Annotated in this window: 21 protein-coding genes and 1 riboswitch; of the genes, 2 read left to right on the top strand and 19 right to left on the bottom strand. The window is 65.3% G+C overall.

Annotation, left to right across the window (positions count from 1 at the left end; genetic code table 11):
* Positions 1–142 precede the first annotated feature (142 nt).
* From tatC to EI171_RS23975, 9 genes are all read right to left on the bottom strand, one after another.
* Positions 143–955: a twin-arginine translocase subunit TatC gene (gene tatC / locus EI171_RS24015; protein WP_027546595.1), complete on the bottom strand. Its 813-nt coding sequence runs from the start codon at positions 953–955 to the stop codon at positions 143–145.
* Positions 952–1,479, bottom strand: coding sequence for a Sec-independent protein translocase protein TatB (tatB, locus tag EI171_RS24010; RefSeq protein WP_161534845.1), 528 nt, complete (start codon positions 1,477–1,479; stop codon positions 952–954). The genes tatC and tatB overlap by 4 nt, the downstream gene beginning before the upstream one ends.
* 89 nt (positions 1,480–1,568) lie before the next feature.
* A complete protein-coding gene (locus tag EI171_RS24005; protein WP_011087519.1) occupies positions 1,569–1,802 on the bottom strand; it encodes a twin-arginine translocase TatA/TatE family subunit in 234 nt (77 codons plus the stop codon).
* A gap of 166 nt (positions 1,803–1,968) precedes the next feature.
* Positions 1,969–2,721 carry an SMC-Scp complex subunit ScpB gene (gene scpB, locus EI171_RS24000; protein WP_028171841.1) on the bottom strand — a complete coding sequence of 251 codons (753 nt, stop codon included), beginning with the start codon at positions 2,719–2,721 and terminating at the stop codon, positions 1,969–1,971.
* A gap of 21 nt (positions 2,722–2,742) precedes the next feature.
* Positions 2,743–3,582, bottom strand: a complete 840-nt coding sequence (locus EI171_RS23995; RefSeq protein WP_011087521.1) for a ScpA family protein — start codon at positions 3,580–3,582, stop codon at positions 2,743–2,745.
* Positions 3,579–4,607, bottom strand: a complete 1,029-nt coding sequence (gene nagZ / locus EI171_RS23990) for a beta-N-acetylhexosaminidase (RefSeq protein ID WP_161534844.1) — start codon at positions 4,605–4,607, stop codon at positions 3,579–3,581. The genes EI171_RS23995 and nagZ overlap by 4 nt, the downstream gene beginning before the upstream one ends.
* A gap of 46 nt (positions 4,608–4,653) precedes the next feature.
* Positions 4,654–6,225, bottom strand: coding sequence for an SPOR domain-containing protein (locus tag EI171_RS23985; protein ID WP_161534843.1), 1,572 nt, complete (start codon positions 6,223–6,225; stop codon positions 4,654–4,656).
* A 141-nt stretch (positions 6,226–6,366) separates the two neighbouring features.
* Complete coding sequence (gene argS / locus EI171_RS23980) at positions 6,367–8,157, bottom strand: arginine--tRNA ligase (protein ID WP_161534842.1); 1,791 nt, start codon at positions 8,155–8,157, stop codon at positions 6,367–6,369.
* 9 nt (positions 8,158–8,166) lie between these two features.
* Complete coding sequence (locus EI171_RS23975) at positions 8,167–9,375, bottom strand: deoxyguanosinetriphosphate triphosphohydrolase (RefSeq protein ID WP_202633003.1); 1,209 nt, start codon at positions 9,373–9,375, stop codon at positions 8,167–8,169.
* Positions 9,376–9,499: 124 nt separating this feature from the next.
* Here EI171_RS23975 and erpA point away from each other — a divergent pair, with 124 nt between their 5' ends.
* Positions 9,500–9,829: an iron-sulfur cluster insertion protein ErpA gene (gene erpA / locus EI171_RS23970; RefSeq protein WP_161534840.1), complete on the top strand. Its 330-nt coding sequence runs from the start codon at positions 9,500–9,502 to the stop codon at positions 9,827–9,829.
* A 4-nt stretch (positions 9,830–9,833) separates the two neighbouring features.
* On the opposite strand, the gene EI171_RS23965 is transcribed toward erpA, so the two are convergent.
* The gene (locus EI171_RS23965; RefSeq protein ID WP_161534839.1) at positions 9,834–12,161 is read right to left on the bottom strand and encodes an ATP-binding protein; all 2,328 of its coding nucleotides are present in this window, start codon (positions 12,159–12,161) and stop codon (positions 9,834–9,836) included.
* A 133-nt stretch (positions 12,162–12,294) separates the two neighbouring features.
* Here EI171_RS23965 and xth point away from each other — a divergent pair, with 133 nt between their 5' ends.
* Positions 12,295–13,092 carry an exodeoxyribonuclease III gene (xth, locus tag EI171_RS23960; protein WP_039185184.1) on the top strand — a complete coding sequence of 266 codons (798 nt, stop codon included), beginning with the start codon at positions 12,295–12,297 and terminating at the stop codon, positions 13,090–13,092.
* Positions 13,093–13,218: 126 nt separating this feature from the next.
* Here the strand turns inward: xth and EI171_RS23955 are convergent, their stop codons facing one another.
* The 9 genes from EI171_RS23955 to EI171_RS23920 all read right to left on the bottom strand — a co-directional run bounded on the left by EI171_RS23955 (position 13,219) and on the right by EI171_RS23920 (position 23,372).
* Complete coding sequence (locus EI171_RS23955; RefSeq protein WP_161534838.1) at positions 13,219–14,040, bottom strand: tetratricopeptide repeat protein; 822 nt, start codon at positions 14,038–14,040, stop codon at positions 13,219–13,221.
* Positions 14,027–15,751 carry a dihydroxy-acid dehydratase gene (gene ilvD / locus EI171_RS23950; RefSeq protein ID WP_028171833.1) on the bottom strand — a complete coding sequence of 575 codons (1,725 nt, stop codon included), beginning with the start codon at positions 15,749–15,751 and terminating at the stop codon, positions 14,027–14,029. The genes EI171_RS23955 and ilvD overlap by 14 nt, the downstream gene beginning before the upstream one ends.
* A 1,248-nt stretch (positions 15,752–16,999) precedes the next feature.
* Positions 17,000–17,581, bottom strand: coding sequence for a hypothetical protein (locus EI171_RS23945; protein WP_161534837.1), 582 nt, complete (start codon positions 17,579–17,581; stop codon positions 17,000–17,002).
* A 74-nt stretch (positions 17,582–17,655) separates the two neighbouring features.
* The gene (locus tag EI171_RS23940) at positions 17,656–19,887 is read right to left on the bottom strand and encodes a TonB-dependent receptor (protein WP_161534836.1); all 2,232 of its coding nucleotides are present in this window, start codon (positions 19,885–19,887) and stop codon (positions 17,656–17,658) included.
* A 113-nt stretch (positions 19,888–20,000) separates the two neighbouring features.
* A riboswitch (cobalamin riboswitch) is annotated at positions 20,001–20,215 on the bottom strand.
* A 65-nt stretch (positions 20,216–20,280) separates the two neighbouring features.
* The gene (locus EI171_RS23935) at positions 20,281–20,502 is read right to left on the bottom strand and encodes a hypothetical protein (RefSeq protein WP_011087535.1); all 222 of its coding nucleotides are present in this window, start codon (positions 20,500–20,502) and stop codon (positions 20,281–20,283) included.
* Positions 20,503–20,589: 87 nt separating this feature from the next.
* Entirely contained in the window at positions 20,590–20,847 is a 258-nt protein-coding gene (locus EI171_RS23930; RefSeq protein WP_028171829.1) for a hypothetical protein, read from the bottom strand.
* A 139-nt stretch (positions 20,848–20,986) separates the two neighbouring features.
* Positions 20,987–21,199, bottom strand: coding sequence for a hypothetical protein (locus EI171_RS23925; protein ID WP_027548279.1), 213 nt, complete (start codon positions 21,197–21,199; stop codon positions 20,987–20,989).
* A 155-nt stretch (positions 21,200–21,354) separates the two neighbouring features.
* Entirely contained in the window at positions 21,355–21,531 is a 177-nt protein-coding gene (locus EI171_RS44850) for a hypothetical protein (protein ID WP_166466009.1), read from the bottom strand.
* Positions 21,532–21,635: 104 nt separating this feature from the next.
* Entirely contained in the window at positions 21,636–23,372 is a 1,737-nt protein-coding gene (locus EI171_RS23920; RefSeq protein WP_161534835.1) for an adenylate/guanylate cyclase domain-containing protein, read from the bottom strand.
* Positions 23,373–23,378: the final 6 nt, after the last annotated feature.

Below are 23,378 nucleotides of genomic sequence, written 5' to 3'. Positions count from 1 at the left end.
CCCCTAGCACAGCTGTCATCGCCCGCGAAAGCGGGCGATCCAGTATTCCAGAGCCGACCGTGATTCCTCGACAGGCCGCGGCGTACTGGATTCCCCGCTCCAGTGCGCAATTGCGCACAAGGCGGGGAATGACACCGCGTCCCTACTCTGCCGGATTGGCCGGCGTCGACACGTCTGTGCCGGTCGCAGCCTGCGCGGCGGCCGCCTTCTTCTCCACCATCGCCACCGCGATGATCGAGCCCTCGTAGAGCGCCAGCAAGGGGATCGCGAGCGAGCACTGGCTCAGTACGTCCGGCGGGGTCAGCACGGCCGCGATCACGAAGGCGATCACGATGAAATAGCGGCGCTTCTCGCGCAGCATCTTCGAGGTGACGATGCCGATGCGACCGAGCAGCGTCAGGATCACCGGAAGCTGGAAGGCGATGCCGAACGCGAAGATCAGCGACATCATCAGCGACAGATATTCGCCGACCTTGGGCAGGAGCTGGATCTGGGCGGTCTCGTCGCTGCCGGCCTGCTGCATGCCAAGCGAGAAGCGGACCAGCATCGGCAGCACGACGAAATAAACCAGCGCCGCACCCAGCACGAAGAAGAACGGGGTCGCGACCAGATAGGGCAAGAAGGCCTGCTTCTCGTGCTTGTAGAGCCCGGGCGCGACGAACTTGTAGATCTGCGTTGCCACGATCGGGAACGAGATGAAGCCGGCGCCGAACAGCGCGAGCTTGAGCTGCGTGATGAAATATTCCAGCAGCGCCGTGTAGATGAATTTCGAGTTCTCGGGACCGGCGACCCACACGAAGGGCCAGACCAGCACGTTGTAGATCTGCTTGGCGAAGAAGAAGCAGAAGATGAAGGCCACGCCAAAGCCGAGCAGCGCCTTGATCAGCCGCGAGCGCAGCTCGATCAAATGGTCCATCAGCGGGGCTTTGCTGGCCTCGATATCGGCGTCGCTCATGACGCTTTGGCGTCCTTGATCGCTTCGGATGGCGCGGTGTCTTGCGCAACGACCGGCGCCTGCTCGACCTCACGGGTGATGGCGAGCGGCTCGTTCACCGCGCCATGGGCTTCCGCTTCCACGAAGGTTTCCGGCGTTGGGGCTTCCGGGGTTGTTGGAGTCGTCAGCGCCTCACTTGAGGTCGCCGGCGCTTCGATGGCGGTCGTCGAGGACGTCTCGGCTGGCTTGTCGAGTGCATCGACGCGGAGCGCGTCGCTGACGTCCTTCTGGAGCGAGGTCATCAGATTGTTGCCGGCAAAGCCAGAGGCGGCTTCCTTGACCTCGTCGAAGCTCTTCTTGAGGTCGGCCATCTCGGCCTCGCGCATCGCCTCCTGGAATTGGCCCTGGAATTCGGCGGCCATCTTGCGGGCCTTGCCCATCCACTGCCCGACCATGCGCAGAACGCCCGGCAGCTCTTTCGGGCCGATGGCGATCAAGGCCACGACCCCGATCAGGACCAGTTCACTCCACCCGATGTCGAACATGAGGTCTTCCGTTCACGCCGGCAGCAAGCCGGCCCAATCCCTCGCGCGCAGGATCGGGGCCGCTACCCGCGTCTCGCGTGCTCTCTGGCTCAGACGGCCTTGCTGCCGACGTCGGAGCGTGCCGCGGTCGGCGCGGCATTGTGCTCGATGGACTTGGCCGGCTCAGGCTTGTCAGCGGGCTTGTCGTCGTCCTGCATGCCCTTCTTGAACGCCTTGATGCCCTGCGCCACGTCGCCCATCAGATCCGAAATCTTCCCGCGGCCGAACAGCAGCAGGACCACTGCGATCACCAAGATCCAGTGCCAAATGCTGAGTGAACCCATCCTGCAACCCTCCAAACGCGCATGGCCGGGGACCCGGCCGATCTTCACCGGAACGTAGGCTCCGCAGGCCTCAAAAACAAGGACCAGCCGGCGCCAATTCGCTGTTGGCGCTACGTAATCTTGCTAGTGTTAACCGGTCGCAGGGGGCCCGTATTTGGCCGGGAGGTTAGTCCTCGCTGCCGCCCTCGCCGCCCTCATTGCCACCTTCCGGCGGGCTCTCGGGCTCAACCGCAGGTGCCAGCGCGAGATCGAGGTCCTCGCCCGGTTCCAGCGGATCCTCGTCTTCGCGCAATTGCGGGTCATCGGACGGCGTCGGCACGCTGAATCCGGTCGGCAGGCGCGAATCCAGCAGGCCCGTGCCCTTCAGCTCTTCCAGGCCCGGCAGATCGCCCAGCTGTTCCAGGGTGAACTGCGACAGGAAGTCCTCGGTGGTTCCGAAGGTCAAGGGACGGCCCGGCGTCTTGCGCCGGCCGCGCGGCTTGATCCAGCCGGTCTCCAGCAGCACGTCGAGCGTGCCCTTCGAGGTGACGACGCCGCGGATCTCCTCGATCTCGGCGCGCGTCACAGGCTGGTGATAGGCGATGATCGCCAGCACCTCGATCGCCGCGCGCGACAGGCGGCGGGTCTCGGTGCTCTCCCGCGTCATCAGCCAGGCGAGATCGCCGGCGGTGCGGAAGGTCCATTTGTTGGCGACGCGCACGAGGTTCACGCCACGCGAGGCATAATCGGCCTGCAGCTGCTCGAGCGCGGCCTTGACGTCCACGCCGTCAGGCATGCGCTTGGCCAGTGTCGCGGTATCCAGCGGTTCACTCGACGCAAACAGCAGCGCTTCCAGCAGCCGCAATTCTTCGGGACGCGCCTGGGATTCGTTCTCCATCGGCTCGGCCTCGTCTACCCGCACTTCAGCCAGGCTTGCCATGGCAGATTCTCCTTCTTGCACTTAAGCGACCGGCGCATCGGGCGCGGGAGCTGCGTCAGGGACCGGTTTGGGGCGCCCCTTCCGGAAATAGATGGGCGCAAACGCCTCTTTCTGGTTCAGCTCGAGTTGACCTTCGCGCACTAGCTCCAGCGCGGCGGCGAAGCTCGAGGCGAACACCGTGGCACGCTGCGTCGGATCGGCGACGTGCCGGATCAGGAAGTCGTCGAGCACGCCCCAGTCGTCCTGCTCGCTGATGCTGCCGACCAGCCGTTCCAGCGTGGCGCGCGCCTCGGCGAGCGACCACACCGTGCGCTTGGCCAGATGCACGCTCGCCAGCACACGCGACTGGCGCTGCGAGGCATAGGCGGTGAGCAGGTCGTACAGCGTCGCGGTGTATTTCGGATGCTTGATCTCGGCGATCTGTTCGGGCTCGCCGCGCGGGAAGATATCGCGCTGCAATTGCGGCCGGTTCATCAGCCGGTTGGCGGCTTCACGAATGGCTTCCAGCCGGCGCAGGCGGTTGGCAAGCGCGGTCGCCATCTCTTCGGCGCTCGGCCCTTCCGCGCTCGGCGGCTCCGGCAGCAGCAGGCGCGACTTCAGGAAGGCGAGCCACGCGGCCATCACGAGGTAGTCGGCGGCGAGCTCGAGCCGGATCTTTCGCGCGGCTTCGATGAAGTGGAGATACTGGTCGGCCAGCGCCAGGATCGAGATCTTGGCGAGATCGACCTTCTGCTGCCGCGCCAACGCGAGCAGGAGGTCGAGCGGGCCTTCATAGCCCTCGACGTCCACCACCAACGCCGGCTCACCCTCGGCGAGCTCTGCGGGCCGCCCGGTTTCAAACGATAGGATTTCTGCGGTCATGCGGATGCCGTGTTTGCCCGTGCGATCAATGCGTCCAGTTCGGCGCGTGCGGCCGCCCGGTCGAATGGCTGCGGCGCCTTGCGCGCCGCGAGCGCGGCTGTCGCCCGCTCCAGCGCCTTGCCCGACAGTTCAGGCGTCTGGCCGGCGACCTCGCGCATCTCCTCGATGTTGCCGTTGCAATGCAGAGCCATGTCGCAGCCGGCCGCGAAGATGGCGCGGGTCCGATCGGCAATGCTTCCCGCCAGCGCGTTCATCGACACGTCATCACTCATTAACAAACCCTGGAACCCGATTGCGCCGCGAATCACCTGAGCAATCATTGTCGCAGATGTCGTCGCCGGATGGGCGGGGTCGACCGCGCTAAACACAACATGTGCAGTCATGGCCATCGGCAGGTCCGCCAGCGGCTTGAACGCCGCGAAGTCGGTCCGCTCCAGCTCGTCCCTGGGCGTGTCGACGGTCGGCAGCTGGAAATGGGTATCGGCGGTGGCGCGGCCGTGGCCGGGAATGTGCTTGAGGACCGGCAGCACGCCACCCTGCTCCAGGCCCTCGGTCACCGCGCGCGCGATCGCCGCGACCTTGCCAGGTTCGGTGCCATAGGCCCGGTTCCCGATGACGGCATCCGCGCCCTGAACCGGCACGTCAGCCAGCGGCAAGCAATCCACGGTAATGCCGAGATCGGCGAGATCGGCCGCGATCAGCCGCGCGCTGAGGCGTGCCGCGGTGAGCCCGAGCGCCGAATCACTGTCGTACAGATTCGCGAATACGGCGCCCGGCGGATAGACGGGCCAGTGCGGCGGACCCAGCCGCTGCACCCGTCCACCCTCCTGATCGATCAGGACGGGGGCGTCGGGCGCGTTCGCAATCGCGCGCAATTCTGCAACCAAAGCAGCAACTTGAGCCGGCGTGGCGATATTGCGCTTGAAGAGGATGAAGCCCCATGGGCGCTCGGCACGGATAAACTCCCGCTCGGCGGCGGTCAGTTCCGTTCCGGATACGCCGGTAATGAAGGCCCGCGTGCTCATAAGGGCCGATTAACCCTGCCCCGCGAGGGGGTCAAGGAAACGGCCGTTAATTCCTCTGGACGAAGCAGGCCGACAAGCCTGCGGACTTCAGACTGTTGCAAGCCTGCGTCGCTTCCTCGGCTGAGCCATAGGGCCCCGCGAAGGCGCGATAGACGATGCCCTTGCCCTTGTCGGTGAGATCGACCCGCTTGATCACCGGCGAGCGCGATCCGAGCACGCTGCCGTACTTGCTCTGAAGCACCCGGTACGACGCGGCGGCGCTGTCCTCGCTCTGCTGCGAGGAGACCTGCACAATGTAGCCGCTGCCGCCACTGCTGGCGGGCGCGATCTGCGTCGGATTGGTCGCAGCCATCCGTTGCGGCGGCTCGGCTGCGGGCGCCGATTGCGGTGCCAGCGAGAGCGGCTGGTTGGCGCTGGCATTGGCCGAGGTCGGCGGCGTGCGCGGCCCGGGCGGCGCAGCGACCGGCTTCGGCGGAGTTGCCGGCTTGGCGGCAGCGGCCGATTGCGGCGTGGCGCTATCGGTCTGATCGCCCCTCACGGCCACGGTCCGGATCGTGCGCGGCGAATTGTTCGGCAGCGTACCGTTGCTCGGAATCGGACCCGCGCTCGGCGGCGGGATCGTGGACGGCGACACGCTCGCCACCGGCGGCGGGTTCGCATTCGGGTTCAGCGGCGGGAACACCACGCGGGGACCGCCCGCCTTGGCGTTGACGTCAACAGGCGCTTCCTCGCGCGGCACGATCTTCTCGGTGCCATCGCCGCTGACCATGCGATCGGGCACCTTGGCCGAGGAATCCGTCGGCGCGGGCACGATCTTGGTGGGCGTGTTGTCGGCCTTGATGATCGGCGGCTCGCCGCTGCGGGGCGAGCCGACATAGGTCTTGTAGGCGAAGGCCGCGCCAGTGCCGACCACGGCAAGCGCCAGGATCGCCGCGACCGTCATCATCCCGCCGCGCTGCTTCTTCGGCTCGTCGAGATCGGCCTCGGGATAGTCGCTCTGGAATGCGTAGGGATCGTCCGGATAGGCCGGATCGCGCTGATAGTCCTGCTCACCCGCCTCCAGCTTGCCGTAGAGCGCATCGTCATAGCGCGACGGATCGGGCTGCGCGTACGGCTCCTGGTAGGCCTGCTCCTGCTGATAGGCTTGATCCTGCTGATAAGCCGGAGCCTGATGAGGCTGATCTTGATAAGCGTGATCCTGATAGGCCTGCGGCTGATGGAAATCAGGCTCGGCCGCGGTCGGCTGGGCTGAATAGCGATGCAACGGATGAACCGGGTTCACGGAGACGGGGTAGTCAGGCTCCGGCGCGGGTGCCGGCTGCGGCTGCACGTTGGCGCGCCGCATCCATGAGGGCGGCCCGGGCGGAGCCGACGGCGCCTGCGCGGCATAGTCCTGCTGGTCATCGTCCTGACGATAGTCGTCTTCCTGATAGCTCTGGGCGGGCGCCGGTGCGGCCGGCGGGCGCGCGGTGGGCCGCCCCTGCGCTGCAAATGGATCGGTCTGTCCGATCAGACGGGCGAGCTCGGCCAAGGGATCATTTTCCGCCTTCCCATGCTGATCGCCGCCGCGACCATAGTCATCGGAAGGAAACGGTCTGTCCTGATATCGTTCGGCCATCGTGATGATGCGTCCCTTCGGGAAAGCCGCGCGCCCCCTCGACCAAGGCACGGCCTTCGACCCACAAGGCTTTCAACCAAGTCTAAGCGGTCCGGCTTCTGCCGGTTACCCCCGAATTCCCCTTAAGTAGTTCGCCCCAAACTACCGCATCTCGTCCGGGGCATGGACGCCGAGGATGGCGAGGCCCGATGCCAGGACCGAGACGACGCCCTGGACCATGGCCAGTCGCGCCTTTGTAAGATCTGCATCATTATTGATAATGAAGCGTAAATAGGGCAAATCGCGCCCCTTCGTCCAAAGTGCGTGAAATTCGCTCGCTAAGTCATAGAGATAAAAGGCAATCCGGTGCGGCTCATGGGCCGCGGCGGCGGCTTCCAGCATCCGCGGATAAATTGCGAGACGCTTGAGAAGGTCGAGCTCCACCGGGTCCGACAGCCGCTCCACCGCCGACTCACTGAGCCAGGCGATGCGCTTGGCGGTATCATCCGGCAGGTCCGGGAACACCTCGGCCCGCGCGTTGCGGAAGATCGAGTGACCGCGGGCGTGGCCGTACTGGACGTAGAACACCGGGTTGTCGCGCGACTGTTCCATGACCTTGGCGAGGTCGAAGTCGAGCACCGCGTCGTTCTTGCGATACAACATCATGAAGCGGACGGCGTCCTGGCCGACTTCATCCACCACCTCACGCAAGGTGACGAAGTCCCCGCTCCGCTTCGACATTTTCACCGGCTCGCCGTTGCGCAGCAGCTTCACGAGCTGGACGATCTTGACGTCGAGCGCGCCCTTGCCGGAGGTCGTCGCCTTCACTGCCGCCTGCATGCGCTTGATGTAGCCACCATGGTCGGCGCCCCAGACGTCGATCATCTCCGCAAAACCACGGTCGAACTTGTTCTTGTGGTAGGCGATGTCGGAGGCGAAGTAGGTATAGGAATTGTCCGACTTGATCAGCGGACGATCGACGTCGTCGCCATAGGCGGTCGCCTTGAACAGCAGCTGCTCGCGGTCTTCCCAATCCTCGACCGGCGCGCCCTTCGGCGGCGGCAGGCGCCCCTCGTAGATGTCGCCCTTGGCCTTCAGGAAATCGATGGTCTCGGCAACCTTGTTGTTGCCGCTCTCGATCAGCGAGCGCTCCGAGAAGAACACGTCGTGGCGGATGTTGAGGGCGGCGAGATCGTCCTTGATCTCGTCAATCATCATCGCGATCGCCTTGGCGCGCACGGTCGGCAGCCATTCGGCTTCGCTCATCGTCCGCAGCTTGTCGCCATGCTCCTTCGCCAGCGCCTGCCCAACCGGCTTCAAATAGTCACCGGGATAGAGGCCCTCCGGAATCGCGCCGATATCCTCGCCCAGCGCCTCGCGATACCTGAGGAAAGCGGAGCGCGCGAGCACGTCGACCTGCGCGCCGGCATCGTTGATGTAATATTCGCGCGTGACGTCGTGGCCGCCGAACTGGAGCAGGCTTGCCAGCGCGTCGCCGAACACGGCGCCGCGGCAATGACCGACATGCATCGGTCCGGTCGGATTGGCCGAGACGTATTCGACGTTGACCTTCGAGCCGCCGCGGACGCGGCCGTAATCGGCGCCCTCGCGCAGCACGGTGCGCAGCGCTTCCGCCCAGGCAGCCGGCTTCAGCGTCAGATTGATGAAGCCGGGACCGGCGACATCGACCTTGGCGATCAGCGCGTCGGCACGCAGCCGCTCGGCGATCTGCTCGGCGAGATCGCGGGGCTTCGCCTTTGCCTCTTTCGCAAGCACCATCGCGGCGTTGGTCGCCATGTCGCCATGGGAGGCATCGCGCGGCGGCTCGACCACCACGCGCGAGAAATCGATGCCCTCGGGCCAGCTGGCATCCGCCGCGAGCGCGCGGCAGGCGGCGTGCACGCGTGCGAGCACGTCAGCGAACAGGTGCAGGGATGAGGATGTGTCGGGCATGGCCGCCGCCTAACGCAAATCCGGGGTCGAGTCAAAGAGCCGCTGGTGCTCGGTCAGGGCGAAACGGTCGGTCATTCCGGCAATGAAATTGCCGATCCGCCGGGCCCGGTCGCCCTCATTGTCCGCCTCGGCCCCGACCAGCCATTCCGGCGGCAGCTCGGCCGGCGATTTCAGGTATTTCGCGAACAGGTCGAACAGGATCTGTTCGGCCTCCCCCATCACCCGCATCACCCGCTTGTGACGGTACATGTGCTGGTAGAGGAAGCGCTTGATGGCGGCCTCCTCCTCGGCGACGTCAGCGGGAAACGCGATCAGCGCCCGGCTCTGCTGGCGCACGTCCTGGGCCGATTGCGGCTTGGTGGCGGCAAGGTTCTTCTGCGCCTCCGCAAACACCGCACCGATCAGATGCGAGATCAGCTCGCGCACCAGCTCGGCGCCGCGCCTGACATCTTCGAGATCGGGATAATGCGCTGAGGTTTCGGCAATGATCGCAGCTGTGAGCGGCATCGCCTTGAGATCGTCGAGGTCGAACAGGCCGGCACGCAGGCCGTCGTCGATGTCGTGGGCGTCATAGGCGATGTCGTCGGCGATCGCGGCGACCTGCGCCTCCAGCGAGGCGAAGCTCCACAATTCGAGATCGTAGACCTTGATGTAGTCGGCGATGCCGACGGGAATGCCATGCTCGCGATAGTGTCCGACCGGCGCACCGCTGCGATCGGTCAGAGGGCCGTTGTGCTTGACGATGCCCTCCAGCGACTCCCAGGTCAGGTTCAGCCCGTCGAATTCGGGGTAGCGGTGCTCCAGCGCCGCGACGACGCGCAAGGCCTGGGCATTATGGTCGAAGCCGCCAAATTCCTTCAGGCACGCATCCAGCGCCCGCTCCCCGGCGTGCCCGAACGGCGGATGGCCGAGATCGTGTGCGAGCGCCAGGGTTTCGGTGAGGTCCTCGTCGAGCCCGAGCTGCCGAGCCAGGGCGCGAGCGATCTGCGCCACCTCCAGCGAATGGGTCAGCCGGGTGCGGTAGTGGTCGCCCTCGTGGAACACGAAGACCTGGGTCTTGTACTTCAGGCGGCGGAACGCGGTGGAGTGGATCACCCGGTCGCAATCCCGGCGGAACGGGCTGCGGGTCCGGCTCGGGGGCTCGGCGACCAGCCGGCCGCGGCTGCGATCGGGGTCGCAGGCATAGGGCGCGTGGGGGGCTGCCATTCCGACGGACACGGCGAATTTAGTCCCTATCCATTTGATTCTGCGTATGGTGGCACTTAACTATGCCGGACGCGGGATACCAAATGAATTGGGCAAGTAACCTTGGTATGACGCCGCCGACGATCGGAGACCTGAGATGACGACTGCCGTGACCATCAGTGACCGGGCCGCACGCCGGATTGTGGAGATCCTCAAGGGCGAAGGGTCAGGCGCGATGCTGCGCATCTCGGTCGAGGGCGGCGGCTGTTCCGGCTTTCAGTACAAGTTCGACATCGACCGCGACCGCACCGACGACGATCTCGTGATCGAGCAGGACAATGCGGTGGTGCTGGTCGATTCCGCCTCGCAGCCGTTCCTGGCGGGATCGCAGGTCGATTTCGTGGACGACCTGATCGGCGCCTCGTTCCGCGTCAACAATCCCAACGCGACGGCGTCCTGCGGCTGCGGGACCAGCTTCTCGATCTGAGCGCTTACGCGCCGGCGATTTGCCTCTCTTCCTCTGTCCACTCGACGTCGACCGGCATCAGCCCCGGCTGAAGCGGCGCGTCGTCCGACGCCACGTGGTTTAACGCCCGCAGCAACGCCGCGACCAGTGCGGGCTTGCGCAGCGGCTTTGCCAAGAAGTCCGACATGCCCGCCTCGCGGCAGATCTTGACGTCTTCGGGGAAGGCGTTGGCGGTGAGCGCGACGATCGGCAGGGCCTCGAAGCGGCCGCCTTGCGCGCGGATCGCCCGGGTTGCGGCAAGGCCGTCCATGTCGGGCATGCGCACGTCCATCAGAACGACATCGTAGTCCCCCTCCGAGGCCGCCGCGACGGCCTCGACGCCGTCGGTGACGACGCGCAGCTCGACGTCGAAGGCACCGAGCATCTTGCTCACGACCAGGCGGTTGACGGCATCGTCCTCGGCGACCAGCACCTTCAGTGGCCGGTCGAACTCGGCGATATGCGCCTTGAGCTCGTCGGCCTCGTCGCGGCCGGCCGCCTGGTCGGATGCCGGCGCCTGGCTCCAGGGCAGCACCAGCGTGAAGCGGAAGGTCGAGCCCTCACCCGGCGTCGAGGTGACGCCGATCGTGCCGCCCATCTGCTCGATGATGCGCCGGGAGATCGCAAGGCCAAGCCCGGTGCCGCCGAAGCGGCGGCTGATCGAGGCGTCGGCCTGGGCGAAATCGCTGAAGAGCAGGCCGAGTTTTTCGGGCGCGATGCCGATGCCGCTGTCCTTGACGGTCCATTCGACGGTCGCCAGCAGGTCGCGCCGCGTCTGGCAGGTGGCCGAGATCGTCACCTCGCCGTCGTCGGTGAACTTCACCGCGTTGGACGCAAGGTTGAGCAGCACCTGGCGGATGCGCGCGACGTCGCCGCGCAGCGTCGGCGGCAGGTTCGGATCGAGCTCGACCTTGACCGTGAGCCCCTTGCTCTTTGCGCTCGCGCGCACGACGGTCGCGACCGTCTCGACCAGCGCCTGCGGTGCGAAGTCGATCGCCTCGAATGCGAAGCGGCCGGCCTCCAGCTTGGACAGATCGAGGATGTCGTTGAGGATGCGCTGCAGGTTGTCGCCGGACTCGCGGATCGTGGCGACGGCCTCGCGCTGCTCCGGATCGAGCCTGGTCTCGAGCAGCATGCTGGCGAGCCCGAGCACGCCGTTCATGGGCGTACGGATCTCATGGCTCATCACGGCGAGGAAGTCGGACTTGGCGCGGCTCTCGGCCTCGGCCTTTTCCGCGCGCCAGCGCTCGGTCACGTCGCGGCCGAAGCCGCGATAGCCGAGGAACTGGCCGTCGCGGTCGTAGGCCGGCTTCGCCGTCAGCGACCACAGCCGCGCCGCGCCGCCGGCAACGACCTTGAGGTTCATCTCATGCAGCGGCTCGGTATGTTCCATCAGGCCGACGATGTTGTAGGCCGCGCTCTTGTCCTCGGGGCAAAGCATGTCGAGCACGTCGGCGAAATGCGAGCCCTTCAGCAATGGAAGCGGCAGCTGCGACACATCGGCGAAGCGCTCGGGCACGTCGACCAGGTGTCCCTCGGCGTCGGTCTGCCACAGCCAGTCGCTGGCGTTCTCCTGGAAATCCTTCAGCAGCAGCGAGATGATCTCGGTCTGGCGTTCGAGCTCGAGCTGGGCCTTGAGATTGCCGAGGAACAGGTTGCCTTGCATGACGATGTTGCGCGCCATGAAGAACGCGAACAGCAGCAGGAACCCCGCGGTCACCAGATACGGCCCGGCGCCGCACAATAGCAGCGCGCCGGCGCAGCCGACCGTCATGGTGGCGAGATAGACGAGGCCGGCGCGCGGGAAGGTCGAGAGCGTGAAGGCGCCGCCGGACATCATGCCGACCATCAGGCAGGCCAGGATCAGCTGGCTGGTCGGCTCGATGTGGCTGAACAGCGCGAGTGGCAGCGTGCCCCAGATCGCGGCGAGGAAGAAGGCCTGCCGCAGCATGTGCCGTGCGGCGCGGGGCGAAGCCTCCTGCGGCGGGTTCCGATGCGACCGCCGCCACGAACGTACCGCGAGCGAGGCGGTGGCGGCCAGCGTCAGGCCCCAGATCGCGAGGAAGCCGTTCCAGCCCCTGCCCCAGAACAGGATCAGCACAATGGCGACGTTGAGCATGGTGACGGCCATCGTCACCGGGATCAGCTGCGTCACCGCGTCGATCTGCTTGGCGCGGATCCGGCCCAGCTCGCGCTCGCTGAGATCGGCGGTCAGGCCGTCCTCGATCTCGAAGCCGCCGAGCCAATACAGGAACGCGCCGACCAGTCCGTCGCGCGGCTCAGCCTGTTGTGAAGTTTCGACCTGCCATCCCATCCGTGGAACCTTTTCCGTATCAATGGCCTGCGGTCCGCTTAAGCCGGGTTAATTTTGTGGGAGATTTTGCGGCGTCCTTGACGGGGGCGTTTGCATTTTGTTCTAACGGTTGCCCCTGCCCGGAGCCGTCGAAATGCCCATCAGAGTAGCCACCTGGAACGTCAACTCGGTCCGGCAGCGGATCGACCTGCTCCTGACATGGCTGAAGGAGTGCCAGCCGGACATCGTCTGCCTCCAGGAGATCAAATGCGTCGATGAGGCCTTCCCGCGCCTGGAGATCGAGGCGCTCGGCTACAACGTGGTCACGCACGGGCAGAAGACGTTCAACGGCGTCGCCCTGCTCTCGAAGCTCCGCTTCGACGAGACCAAGTCGGGGCTGGCCGGCGACGACGAGGACAGCCATGCCCGCTTCCTCGAGGGCGTGGTGACGCTCAAGCACGGGGTGCTGCGCATCGCCTGCCTCTATCTGCCCAACGGCAACCCTGTCGGGACCGAGAAATATCCCTATAAGCTCAAATGGATGTCGCGACTTCTTGAATATTCGAAGGAGCGCCTCAAGACCGAGGAGCCGCTCATCCTCGCAGGCGACTTCAACGTCATCCCGCATGCCCGCGACGTCCACAATCCGGCGGCATGGACCGAGGACGCCCTGTTCAAGACGGAGACGCGGGAGAGCTTTCAGTCCCTGCTCGGCCTCGGCCTGACCGATGCCTTGCGGGCCGTCACCGACGAGCCGGGCCTCTACACCTTCTGGGACTACCAGGCCGGCGCCTGGCAGAAGAACCATGGCCTGCGCATCGACCACCTGCTGCTGTCGCCGCAGGCCAGCGACCGGCTCGCCAATGTCGGCATCGACAGCTATGTGCGGGCTTGGGAGAAGCCGTCGGACCACGTGCCGGTATGGGCGGATCTGGATCTCGAGGCGGCGTAAGCCATCAGCGTCGTCATTCCGGGGCGGCTCGAAGAGCCGAACCTCAGGTGCGCAATTGCGCACCGGGGAATCTCGAGATTCCGGGTTCGATGCTTCGCACCGCCCCGGAATGACTGCGTACAGTGATTACTCCCGGCGGCCCTGCACCCACTGTTCCAGCATTTGCAGGCACATGGCGCGGTCGTCGTCCGAGGCTTTCGCGAAGGCGCGATTGTAGCTTTCCTTGATCCAGGTCTCTTCGCTGCCGGCGCTGTCGCGCGCCAGCGTCAGCCACATCAGGCCGCGGGCGGCCTGCCGCGGCAGGCGATCGCCGTTGAACAGCATCTGGCCGAGCAGCGCCTGGGCCTCGTGCTGGCCCTTCTGCGCGGCGAGCCCGAGCCAGCGCGCGCCATAGCGGAAATCCTCGCGCGAGGCGTCCGGCGTCTTCAGATACAGCCGGGCGAGATCGTACTGCGCGTCCGCATTGCCGAAATAGGAGGCCGCATAGGAGAACATCTCCCGCGCCCGGTCCTGGTCCGGCTTGATCTTCGAATTCGGGATGCCGCTGAGATAGTAGCGGCCGAGCGCGACGAAGGCATTGGCCACGATCTGCGCCTGAGGCGCCGAGGGACTGTCCTCCGCATGCGCGTTGGCGATCCGGCTGAAATATTCGAAGGCGCGCACGTCGTCCTGGGCCACGCCGTCGCCATTGGCGTACATGCGGCCGAGCTTCCACTGCGCGATCGGATGGCCGCCCTCGGCGGCATATTGCAGGGCGCTGAGCGAGGTTTCCTGGGTCGCCGGCGGCACCTTGCTGCGCACCGCACCCGCGGCCCCCGGCAAGGTGGTCACGACAGGGATGGTCGCGTCCTTCTGGTTGACCGGTGCGCCGTCGAAGGCGAGCGCCGGCATGGCCAGCGCACTGGCCCCCAACACAAACGCAACAATGGTACGCCTAGATGTCCGCATAGCACTGTTTCTCGTGCGCGCCGCCCGGATGGGTCACTGCCCCCCCGACCGCTGGTCCAACCTGCTGAGCATATTTCCAGAGCGCGCCCGTCGTGTGGTTAGTCGCGCGAGCGCTCCATTTGGTCTTGCGCTGGGCAAGCTCCTGGTCGCTCAATTTTACGTTAAGGGTGCCGGCGACCGCGTCGATCTCGATGATGTCGCCATCCTCGAGCAGCCCGATCGGGCCGCCGATGGCCGCTTCCGGCCCGACATGGCCGATGCAGAAGCCGCGGGTGGCGCCGGAGAAGCGGCCGTCAGTGATGAGCGCGATCTTGCCGCCCATGCCCTGCCCGGTCAGCGCCGCGGTGGTCTGGAGCATTTCCCGCATGCCGGGGCCGCCCTTGGGGCCCTCGTAGCGGATCACGATGACTTCGCCTTCGCGGTACGTGCGGTTTTGGACGGCCTCGAAGGCGTCCTCTTCCCGGTCGAAGCAGCGTGCCGGACCGGTAAACCTCAGGTTGGACATTCCCGCGACTTTCACGATCGCACCTTCTGGCGCCAAATTGCCCTTCAGACCCACCACACCACCGGTGACGGTGATCGGCTTGTCTGCCGGGTGCACCACATCCTGGTGCGGATTCCACTTCACGCTCTTGAGGTTTTCGGCGATCGTTCGACCGGTGACCGTAATGCAGTCGCCGTGGAGAAATCCGTTGTCGAGCAGCGTCTTCATCAGAAGCGGGATGCCACCTACTTCAAACATGTCTTTGGCGACATAACGGCCGCCCGGCTTCAAATCCGCGACATAAGGTGTCTTTTTGAAGATTTCGGCGACGTCAAACAGATCGAACTTGATGCCGCACTCGTGCGCGATCGCCGGCAGGTGCAGCGCAGCATTGGTCGAGCCGCCGGAAGCCGCGACAACGGCTGCGGCATTCTCCAGCGCCTTGCGGGTGACGATGTCGCGCGGCCGGATGTTCTGGGCGATCAGCTCCATCACCTTCTCGCCCGCGGTCATGCAGAAGGCGTCGCGGATTTCATACGGTGCCGGAGCACCGGCCGAGTAAGGCAGCGCAAGGCCGATGGCTTCCGAGACGGTCGCCATGGTGTTGGCCGTGAACTGCGCGCCGCAGGCACCCGCCGAGGGGCACGCCACGCGCTCGATCTCGTCGAGATCCTCGTCCGACATGGCGCCGACCGAGTGCTTGCCGACGGCCTCGAACATGTCCTGCACGGTGACCTGCTGCCCGCGGAAGTTGCCGGGCAGGATCGAGCCGCCATAGATGAAGATCGAGGGCACGTTGAGGCGAACCATCGCCATCATCATGCCCGGCAGCGACTTGTCGCAGCCGGCAAGGCCGACGAGGGCGTCATAGGCATGGCCGCGGACGGTCAGCTCGACGGAATCGGCGATGCATTCGCGCGACGGCAGCGAGGAGCGCATGCCGTCATGGCCCATGGCGATGCCGTCGGTCACGGTGATGGTGCAGAATTCGCGGGGTGTGCCGCCGGCATGCGCGACGCCCTTCTTCACCGCCTGCGCCTGGCGCATCAAAGCGATGTTGCAGGGCGCGGCCTCGTTCCAGCAGGAGGCGACGCCGACGAAGGGCTGGTGGATCTGCTCCGTCGTCAGACCCATGGCGTAGAAGTAGGACCGATGGGGCGCGCGCGCAGGGCCTTCCGTCACGTGACGGCTCGGCAGCCTCTGCTTGATGTTGGTCTTTGCGTTCATCGCAAACCAGTTTCCCCGGCCAACCCTTTCAGACCCGAAAAATCAGACCCAAGATTTGAATCGACCTTGGGATTTCCCGTTCGCCTCGAGGACCGCCGCTGCCCCTAAAACATTCGAGCAATTTTATTCATGTTCGGGTGTGGCTAAAAAGCGGCGGTGATGCGAACGGCTGACGATGAGGGCTTAATCCGGAAGGAGTGTTGCGGGGATGGCACATTCGTTACCGGGAAGACACGGATCGGCCTACTGGGATACCCCCGCGAAGATGACAATCCACAACCTGAGATTTCCAGGCGGGTACGACGCGCCCGATCACGCACCACACCTTGGAGTGAGTCGCTGTCGACATCACCAAGCCCGCCATCCCCGGCAGTGGACACGCACTCTCCACATGGTCGTGGCGAGCGCAGCGAAGCAGTCCAGAGTCTTTCCGCTGACGGATTCTGGATTGCCTCGCTGCGCTCGCAATGACGAGCGAGATGCATCGGCGTCATCCTCCAACTCGCATCGTAAATCGCAGACACGCCTTCGCATCCTCGCGGCGGATTTCGCCCGAGCTTTGCTTGATCGCTCCACCCTCTCAATCGAGAGGGCGCAGGGAAGGCCGGGTGCCCGACGGCACCCGCGGTCTGCTGCGCGAAAAGCACACGCAGGAAGAACCGCACAGCAGCATACAGGTGTAGCCAATCACTCGGCCTTCCCTGCGCAGTGGTTGGACGGCTTATGCCGTGCTCTCCCGGGAGCCGAGTTCGTTCTGGCCTCCCTCACTCTCGCGAAAGTCGCCGACATCGCGCCGGTTGACGCGACTGCCGCATCCGCAAGAGCTTGACCGTAGCAACGACGGCCAGGACCACACGGTTTTGCCGTACGCACGGCCCGCCATTTCGCCGCAGTTTTCCCAGCCCTGTCGACGGAGCCGGAAACTTACAGGCGAGACGAACCTGACAGCGTCGCTCATCCAGCACGAAGTCCTGGGCTCACGGAGAGCAATCCGCCCTGCCCTTAACTCTCGCGCCCGACGCTGCCGCGTCCACCGCAAGCCCGGCTCGCGAAACGTGACGACACAAGATCGCCCCTCAAGGTTGAGCCGGGATGGGCGACACATACGACAAATCCGAATTTCGGCAAAGTGGAATATTTTTGCGCAAGCGGATTGACCGACCGCGGGGGTGTTTTGCCCGTCGGGCAACGCAAGATCTCGTAGCCCGGATTTCACTGCGCTCCCATCCGGGGCTTTCAGAGGGCCGCTCAGGCCGACATCGCGCCCTTGCGCCCGAACGGATCGACCAGGCGGACGATCTCGCAGGCGGCGACGAGGCCGGCGAGCCAGACGGCGCCGGCCAGTCCAATCCGCGCCACGATGGCCGCGGTGAAGGCGCCCTCTCCGCCGAGGACCGGCGTCGCAGCGAGCAGCACGAGCTCATAGGCCGCGTAGGCGAGGACGAATGTGATCGCCAGCATCAGGGGCGTGCGGCCGTGCGCCAGCACACGGAGCACGGCGGACGAGGCCGCGGTCGCGACGAGTGCAGCAGCGCCAATGACAAAGCCCCAGGCGATCGTGCTGCCGGCAACGGGATAGTGCAGCACGCCGAAGCCGATGCTCTGGTTCACGAGCCACGCGCCGCTGACGACGAGCAGTGCCGGCCGCAGCGGCAACATCGCGGCCGCGACGACCGCGAAGGCCGCAAAGGGCGTTGCGCAGGCGAGCGCAAGACTTGCGAGCGCGCATGACACCGCCAGCAGCGCAAAGCAGAACATCGGTGCAAGGCGCGGCGCGACCGGATGGAGCCGGAAACGGTCGGCGTGAGGCGGCAGGATGCTGAGAGCCATGGGTGATCTCCTTCTTTTCGAATTCTAGTCCATTCGGGGGCCTATGACAGCCCCCGTCGCGATCAGAGCCTTGATCAGAAATTGGCGCCGGCCTTGAGCAGATAGGTGCGGCCGGGCAGCGGATAGGCACTGAAGCGGCCGTCCGTAAAGGTGCTTGCGATCGCATAGTCGTAGTAGAGCGCGTTCAGCACGTTGTTGACGCTCAAAGACCAGAAGTAGCGCTCGTACTGACCGCTGAGCTTGAGGTCGATCGTGCCATTGGCTGGGATCGGCCGCTGTGTTCCCGCCTGGTCATTGTCCATGCGCCGCTCGCTCCAGAAGCGCGCGGTGGCGTCGAGCACCACATAGTTCTGCCAGATGTTCCAAGTGACGCCTGCACTCGCGGTGTAGCGCGACACCAGCGGCACGTCGTTGCCGGCCCAGACGCCCTCGCGAAACACGGCCCTTGTATAGGCCATGCCGGAGCGCAGGAGCAGAGAGTCGTTGACGCGATAGGACAGACTGGTCTCCGAGCCGTAACGGCGGGTCGGATCGAGATTGGTGTTGTAGAACAGGACCGGGTTGAAATGGATCTCATTGGCGAGGTCCATCAGATAGAGACTGCTCTGCAATTGCAGCCCGCCTCCCTTGATGCGCAGCCCGCCCTCGACATCCTGCGAGGTCTGGGTCTTGAGCCGGAAGGTCTGCGGCAGCGGATTGAAGAAGGGGTCGAATGAAGGGCCCGATGACACTCGCTCGTCGACGTCAGGCGTGCGGAACGCGCGCGCAGCGCGGCCGAACAGCGAGACCATGTCGTTGAGGCGATGCTCGGCACCGAGATGCAGAGCGTACTGGGTCTCGTCGCTCCTGAGCGGGAGCGCGCCCATGTCGGTGTTGAACGGAGCTGCGGCGTCAAAATGATCGCGCGCCGAGAGACTGACGTTCTGCACCCGCACGCCATAGGAGACGTCCGTCGCCGGCGCCACACCCAATGCGTGCTGAAAATAGCCCGCAACCGTCTGCTGCCTGAGATCGTAATTGTGCCAGGGCGCGAGCCCCTGGCCGGCGCCGCGGTTCTGCTGAAAGCTCGCATCGTAATAATCGAGGCCGGTCAGCAGTTGCGACGGCATCCCCAGCAGCAAGCCCTTCACGCTGAGCCGCGGCGTGATCGACCATGTCGTCAGATCGGCATCGACATAGGTGGACGTGAACAACGCGGGAACCGGCGCTGGGCCGGAGAAGAACGCGCTCTGCTGCTTCTTGTCGCGCACGCCGCTGTCCACGATCAGATCGACGCCGTTGAGCAGGGTCTTCGTGAAGCCGGCTGTCGCGCTGAAGCCCTGCTGGTTGGCGTAGTTGAAGGGTGTGCTGGTGCCCCGTCGGTTGGTCGCGAGCTCGTCGACGCCGATGGACGGATCGACGGTGCGGCCGCCCGGCAATCGCAGCTCCTGATTGTCGCCGGTAACGGTGACGAAAGCAGTCAGGCCTGATGTCGTATAGTTCAGGTTGCCGACGCCATTCTCCTGGAGAAGGCGATTGTTGTCGCGGTAGCCGTCTGTCTTGACGGCATTGCCGTAGAACGAGGTCGACCACGGACCGGAATTGAGCGACGTCGAGACATTGCCAAGCCTGGTGTCGAACGAGCCGAAGCCGGCCTCGATGCGCGCGGCAACGGGCGGCCCGCCGACGCCGTTCCTGGTGACGATGTTGATCACGCCGCCGACCGCATTGTCCCCATAGAGCACCGCGCCGGCATTGCCGCGCGTGATCTCGATACGCTCAATGGAATTGAGCGGGACAGTGGAGAGGTCCACCTGCGCGATGTCGATGTCGTTCAGCCGCCGTCCGTTGATCAGCACCAGCGAATTGGCAGTGGCAGACGCGCCGAAGCCGCGCAGGTCGACGCTGGTCTTCGCGCCGATCTGGCCGCCATAGAGCGTCGTGATCTGGGCACCCGGGACTTGCGTCGCGATGATCTCGGCAAGCGTCTGCGAGGGCGCATGTGCGATATCCGCGGCCGTGATGACGGTTGTGACGGCCCCGACGATGCCTCCGTTGCCGGCGACCGCCTCGCCGGCGGAGCCGGACGAGCCGGCGCCATTGCCTGCCGGCGCTTCGCTCGGGGCTCGCCGCCTCGCCGTATCGCCATCGCCGATCGCCCTGGCGCGCGTGCGGTTCTGATCGTCGGGCCTGGTCACTTCGACCGGCGGCAGCTGCTCGGCGGCGGCTTGCTGCGCGAAAGCTGCGGGGAGATCGATCGCATGGAGGAAAACGGCAGCAACGATGCCGGCGCGAAGGCGCCTGGCGGCAGAGACAATACGGGACACAGTTGTAACCTCGGCATGACGTCAGTGGCACGTCACAGCGAACGAGGCTTTACGGCGGAGCAATCGATTGCTCCGGTGAAGCTAATGCCTGTACTCCCCGACCGACATCTTCGCGTGTGACCACGGCTGACGGCAGGTCTCCTGGCTCGCGGGTCGTTACCTTACGTCGCCTTCCCAGGACCGAGATTCCCAGTGGCATATGACGAAAGATTCACCGCTTACAGTTGCGGGGGCAGCCGTGGCGTTGGGACAATCCCGGCGTTGGGACAATCTCGCACCACGTTCCCTTTTGATCTCCGTGCGGAGAACCGTCACCGATCAATCTACGAGGCGGCCGTACGGAGAGTCAATCGACCGGTTGAACGATGAGCTGCAAACGCGAGGCAAACACAATCAGTCAGGCTTCCGCACCGCGCGCGTCGTGACCACCGCCCGCTCTCCGGCATCGACAAGCTGGCCGATGCCGGTTCGGCCCGCGAGCGCGCAGCGGACGATGTTCTCGGCGACCGACCTGCGGAACCCATGATCCTCGCCCCTGGGCCGATTGCGGCAAATCCGATCCAGCGCCAGCTTCATGTTGATCCGTGTACGGGTGTCGAAATGCGCGCTGATCATTCGCCCGGCCTCGATACGTGATGTTGGGGCGGAAACGTCCGACGATCGCCCGGGTTCCGACACGGGATCGCGCAATAGAGCGGCCGCCTACGCCCGCCCTCTCTGGCGCTGTGCCTGAGCCCAGGCCACCGTGACGTCGCGCGGCGGGATGTCGATGCGCCGGATCGGCGTCAATTCGCCCGAGGCGGAGATGATCGCGGTCTCCTCGCGGCGACAGCGCGGACACACGAAGCGGACCTCGCTCGGGGACGTCGACCAGCTCGAGCGTTTGACGTTGGCCGCCATCGGCCACGCGTCGCACTGCGAGCACGACACCAGAAACCGGCCGGGATCGAGCATACCCATTCCATCCGACTCCGCGTCCTGCCTGCTCCTACCAATGATTATGTCAGGTGAATCGTTCCGGTGCCCCGACACCGTCAACCCCTCAATGCCCAAGGGGCCCGGCGATCCGGCCCTCAGGCTTTTGCAAACCGCTGGCCGATCAGTGCGCGCCCTTGAGCGTGCAGGACGTGGTGCAGGTGACCGTGTTGCCATGGTCGCACGCCTTGCAGGCGGCCACGCACTGGTTCATGTCGCGGGGGTTGTAGGAGCTGTAGTTCCGCACCGGGCAGGCTGCGGTCGAGCCGGTGATGTCCTGTTCCTGGTTGCAGGCCGCTGTCATGAGCGCGAGGATGAGGACCGCAAGCAGACGCATGGGATTGCCCCGAAAAAGCACCGGCAAAGCAACATCAGCGAGACACGCTGCATTGCAGCGAGTCCCGGCATTCCCACTGCGAGCCATCGCGAATCGCGACGCTCGCTCCCGTCAAAGGATGCGTGCCAAATGTTAAGAACGGATTGCAGCCGCCTTCAGGCCGCAGCGCTGGTCGCGACCGCAGCCCGCGTCTCGCGCGCAAGCTGATAATAGTGCTCGGCGAGCTTGAGATAGAATTCGCGCTTGGTGCTGTCGGTGGCGAGCTTGGCGATCAGCTCGCATTCGGCCGTGAGCGTCTCGAACCGTTCCAGCCTGTCCTCAAGTTCTGTCATCGGCGTGTCCCCATCAAACGCCTCAAGGACGATCACCTAAGCCTGGGAAATAGGTCACGGCGAACATCGTTATCGAGTAGAAACAATTTTTCCCGCGCGGCGGCTTACTTCTGCTCCAGCCGCCAGGCACCGTCCCACCTCTCGTCCGGCGGATTGACCTCGAACTGCGCGATGCGGGCGAGCAGCGCGCGCGAGGGACCGTCGCCGGGGACGGCTTCGAGCGCCGCGTTGAAGGCGGCGCGGGCCTCGTCGAAGCGGCGGGCGCGATAGGCGGCAAGACCTTCGGCATAGAGCGTGCGCAAGCCGTCCTGCGCGGCGGTGAGCACGCCGGCCCTCGCCATCACCTCGAAGATCGCCTGCGGCGCGCTCTGGCCGGCGACCGCGAGACGATCGATCTCGCGCAATTCGAGGCGCTCACCGACCGCATCCGCCGTCGCCTGCGAGATCAGGATGCGGGTGCCGTAGACCTTGTTGACGGCCTCGAGCCGCGAAGCGAGGTTTACGGCATCGCCCATCACGGTGAAGCTCATCATCAGCTCGGAGCCGATGCTGCCGGTGAGGACCTCGCCGGTGGCGATGCCGATGCGCAGGTCGCAGGGCACGGGCATGGCGCGGATGCCGAGCAGATCGGGCAATTGCTTCTGCAGCGCGGGCACCTGGTCGGCCATGTCGATGGCGGCACAGCCGGCAAGGAGTGCCGGCTCATCCTCCTCGATGAAGGGCGGGCCCCAATAGGCCATGATGGCATCGCCGATATATTTGTCGATGACGCCGCGATTGCTCCTGATCGGGGCCGACATCACCGTAAAATAGTGGTTCATCACCTTTACGAGGCCGCGCGGGGTCATGCCCTCACTCATCGAGGTGAAGCCACTCATGTCGCAGAACATGATGGTCATCACCCGGCGCTGGCCGTCGATGGCGACCTCGGGCCGTTCGATCAGGCCCTGCACCACCTTGGGATCGATGTAGCGGCCAAACGTCTCGCGGATGCGCTCGTTGTGGCGCAACTGCTCGATCATGCGGTTGAAGGCGGCCGCGAGCTCGCCGATCTCGTCCTGGGTCGAGACGGCGATGGTCTTGTCGAACCGCCCGGCCTCGACCTCGCGGGTGCCGGCCAGCAACAGCCGCACCGGCCGCGTGATGCCGCCGGACACCAGCAGCGCGAAGGCAAATCCGACGATCGCGGCGAGCAGGGTCACGATGCCCGACACGATGATGGCCTGGCGCTGGTGGCTCATCACCTGCGATGTCGAAGCGAAGACCTGTGTCAGCATGTCGGCGCGGATCGCATCAAACTTCCGATTGAACTGGTCGCGGATGGCGTCGATATGCTCCAGCGTACTGCGGGCTTCTGCCATCTGCTTGGCGTCGACCTGCTTGAGCAGCTTTGCGTGGTCCTCGTTCAGGTCGCGGCGCAGCTCGGTGACGGCAGTCTCGATGCGGATCTCGATCCGCGCCAGCGCGGCATTGTCGGACGGCGTCCTCGGGTCGTCGATGATCGCGTTGATGAGCTTGCGTGCGCCCTCGGCCTCCTCCTCGATCTTGCGGTCCGCTTCCTCGAACTCGCGCAGGCGCGCCGCATAGGCCTCCTCGTCCGAGGACGCCTGCATCTTCATCATGACCATGCGCCGCAGCGCCACCGACCGCTCCAGCGAGCGGATATTGGCGCGCGCCAGATCGCCATAAGCCGGGATGTAGCGGTTGGTCAGCTCGTCCAGGAGGACGCCGACCTGGCTCGACATCACCATCGACAGGATCGAGGTGACCAGCATCAGGACGATCAATCCGAGGGCGATGCCGACGATCTTGCGTCGGATCGACTGGTTGAAAATCGGCATAGGTGC

It is taken from the genome of Bradyrhizobium sp. LCT2 (assembly GCF_009931255.1).
GTDB lineage: Bacteria > Pseudomonadota > Alphaproteobacteria > Rhizobiales > Xanthobacteraceae > Bradyrhizobium > Bradyrhizobium diazoefficiens.
The sequence above is the reverse complement of the archived record's forward strand: the minus strand, read 5'-3'. Positions and strand labels throughout refer to the sequence as shown.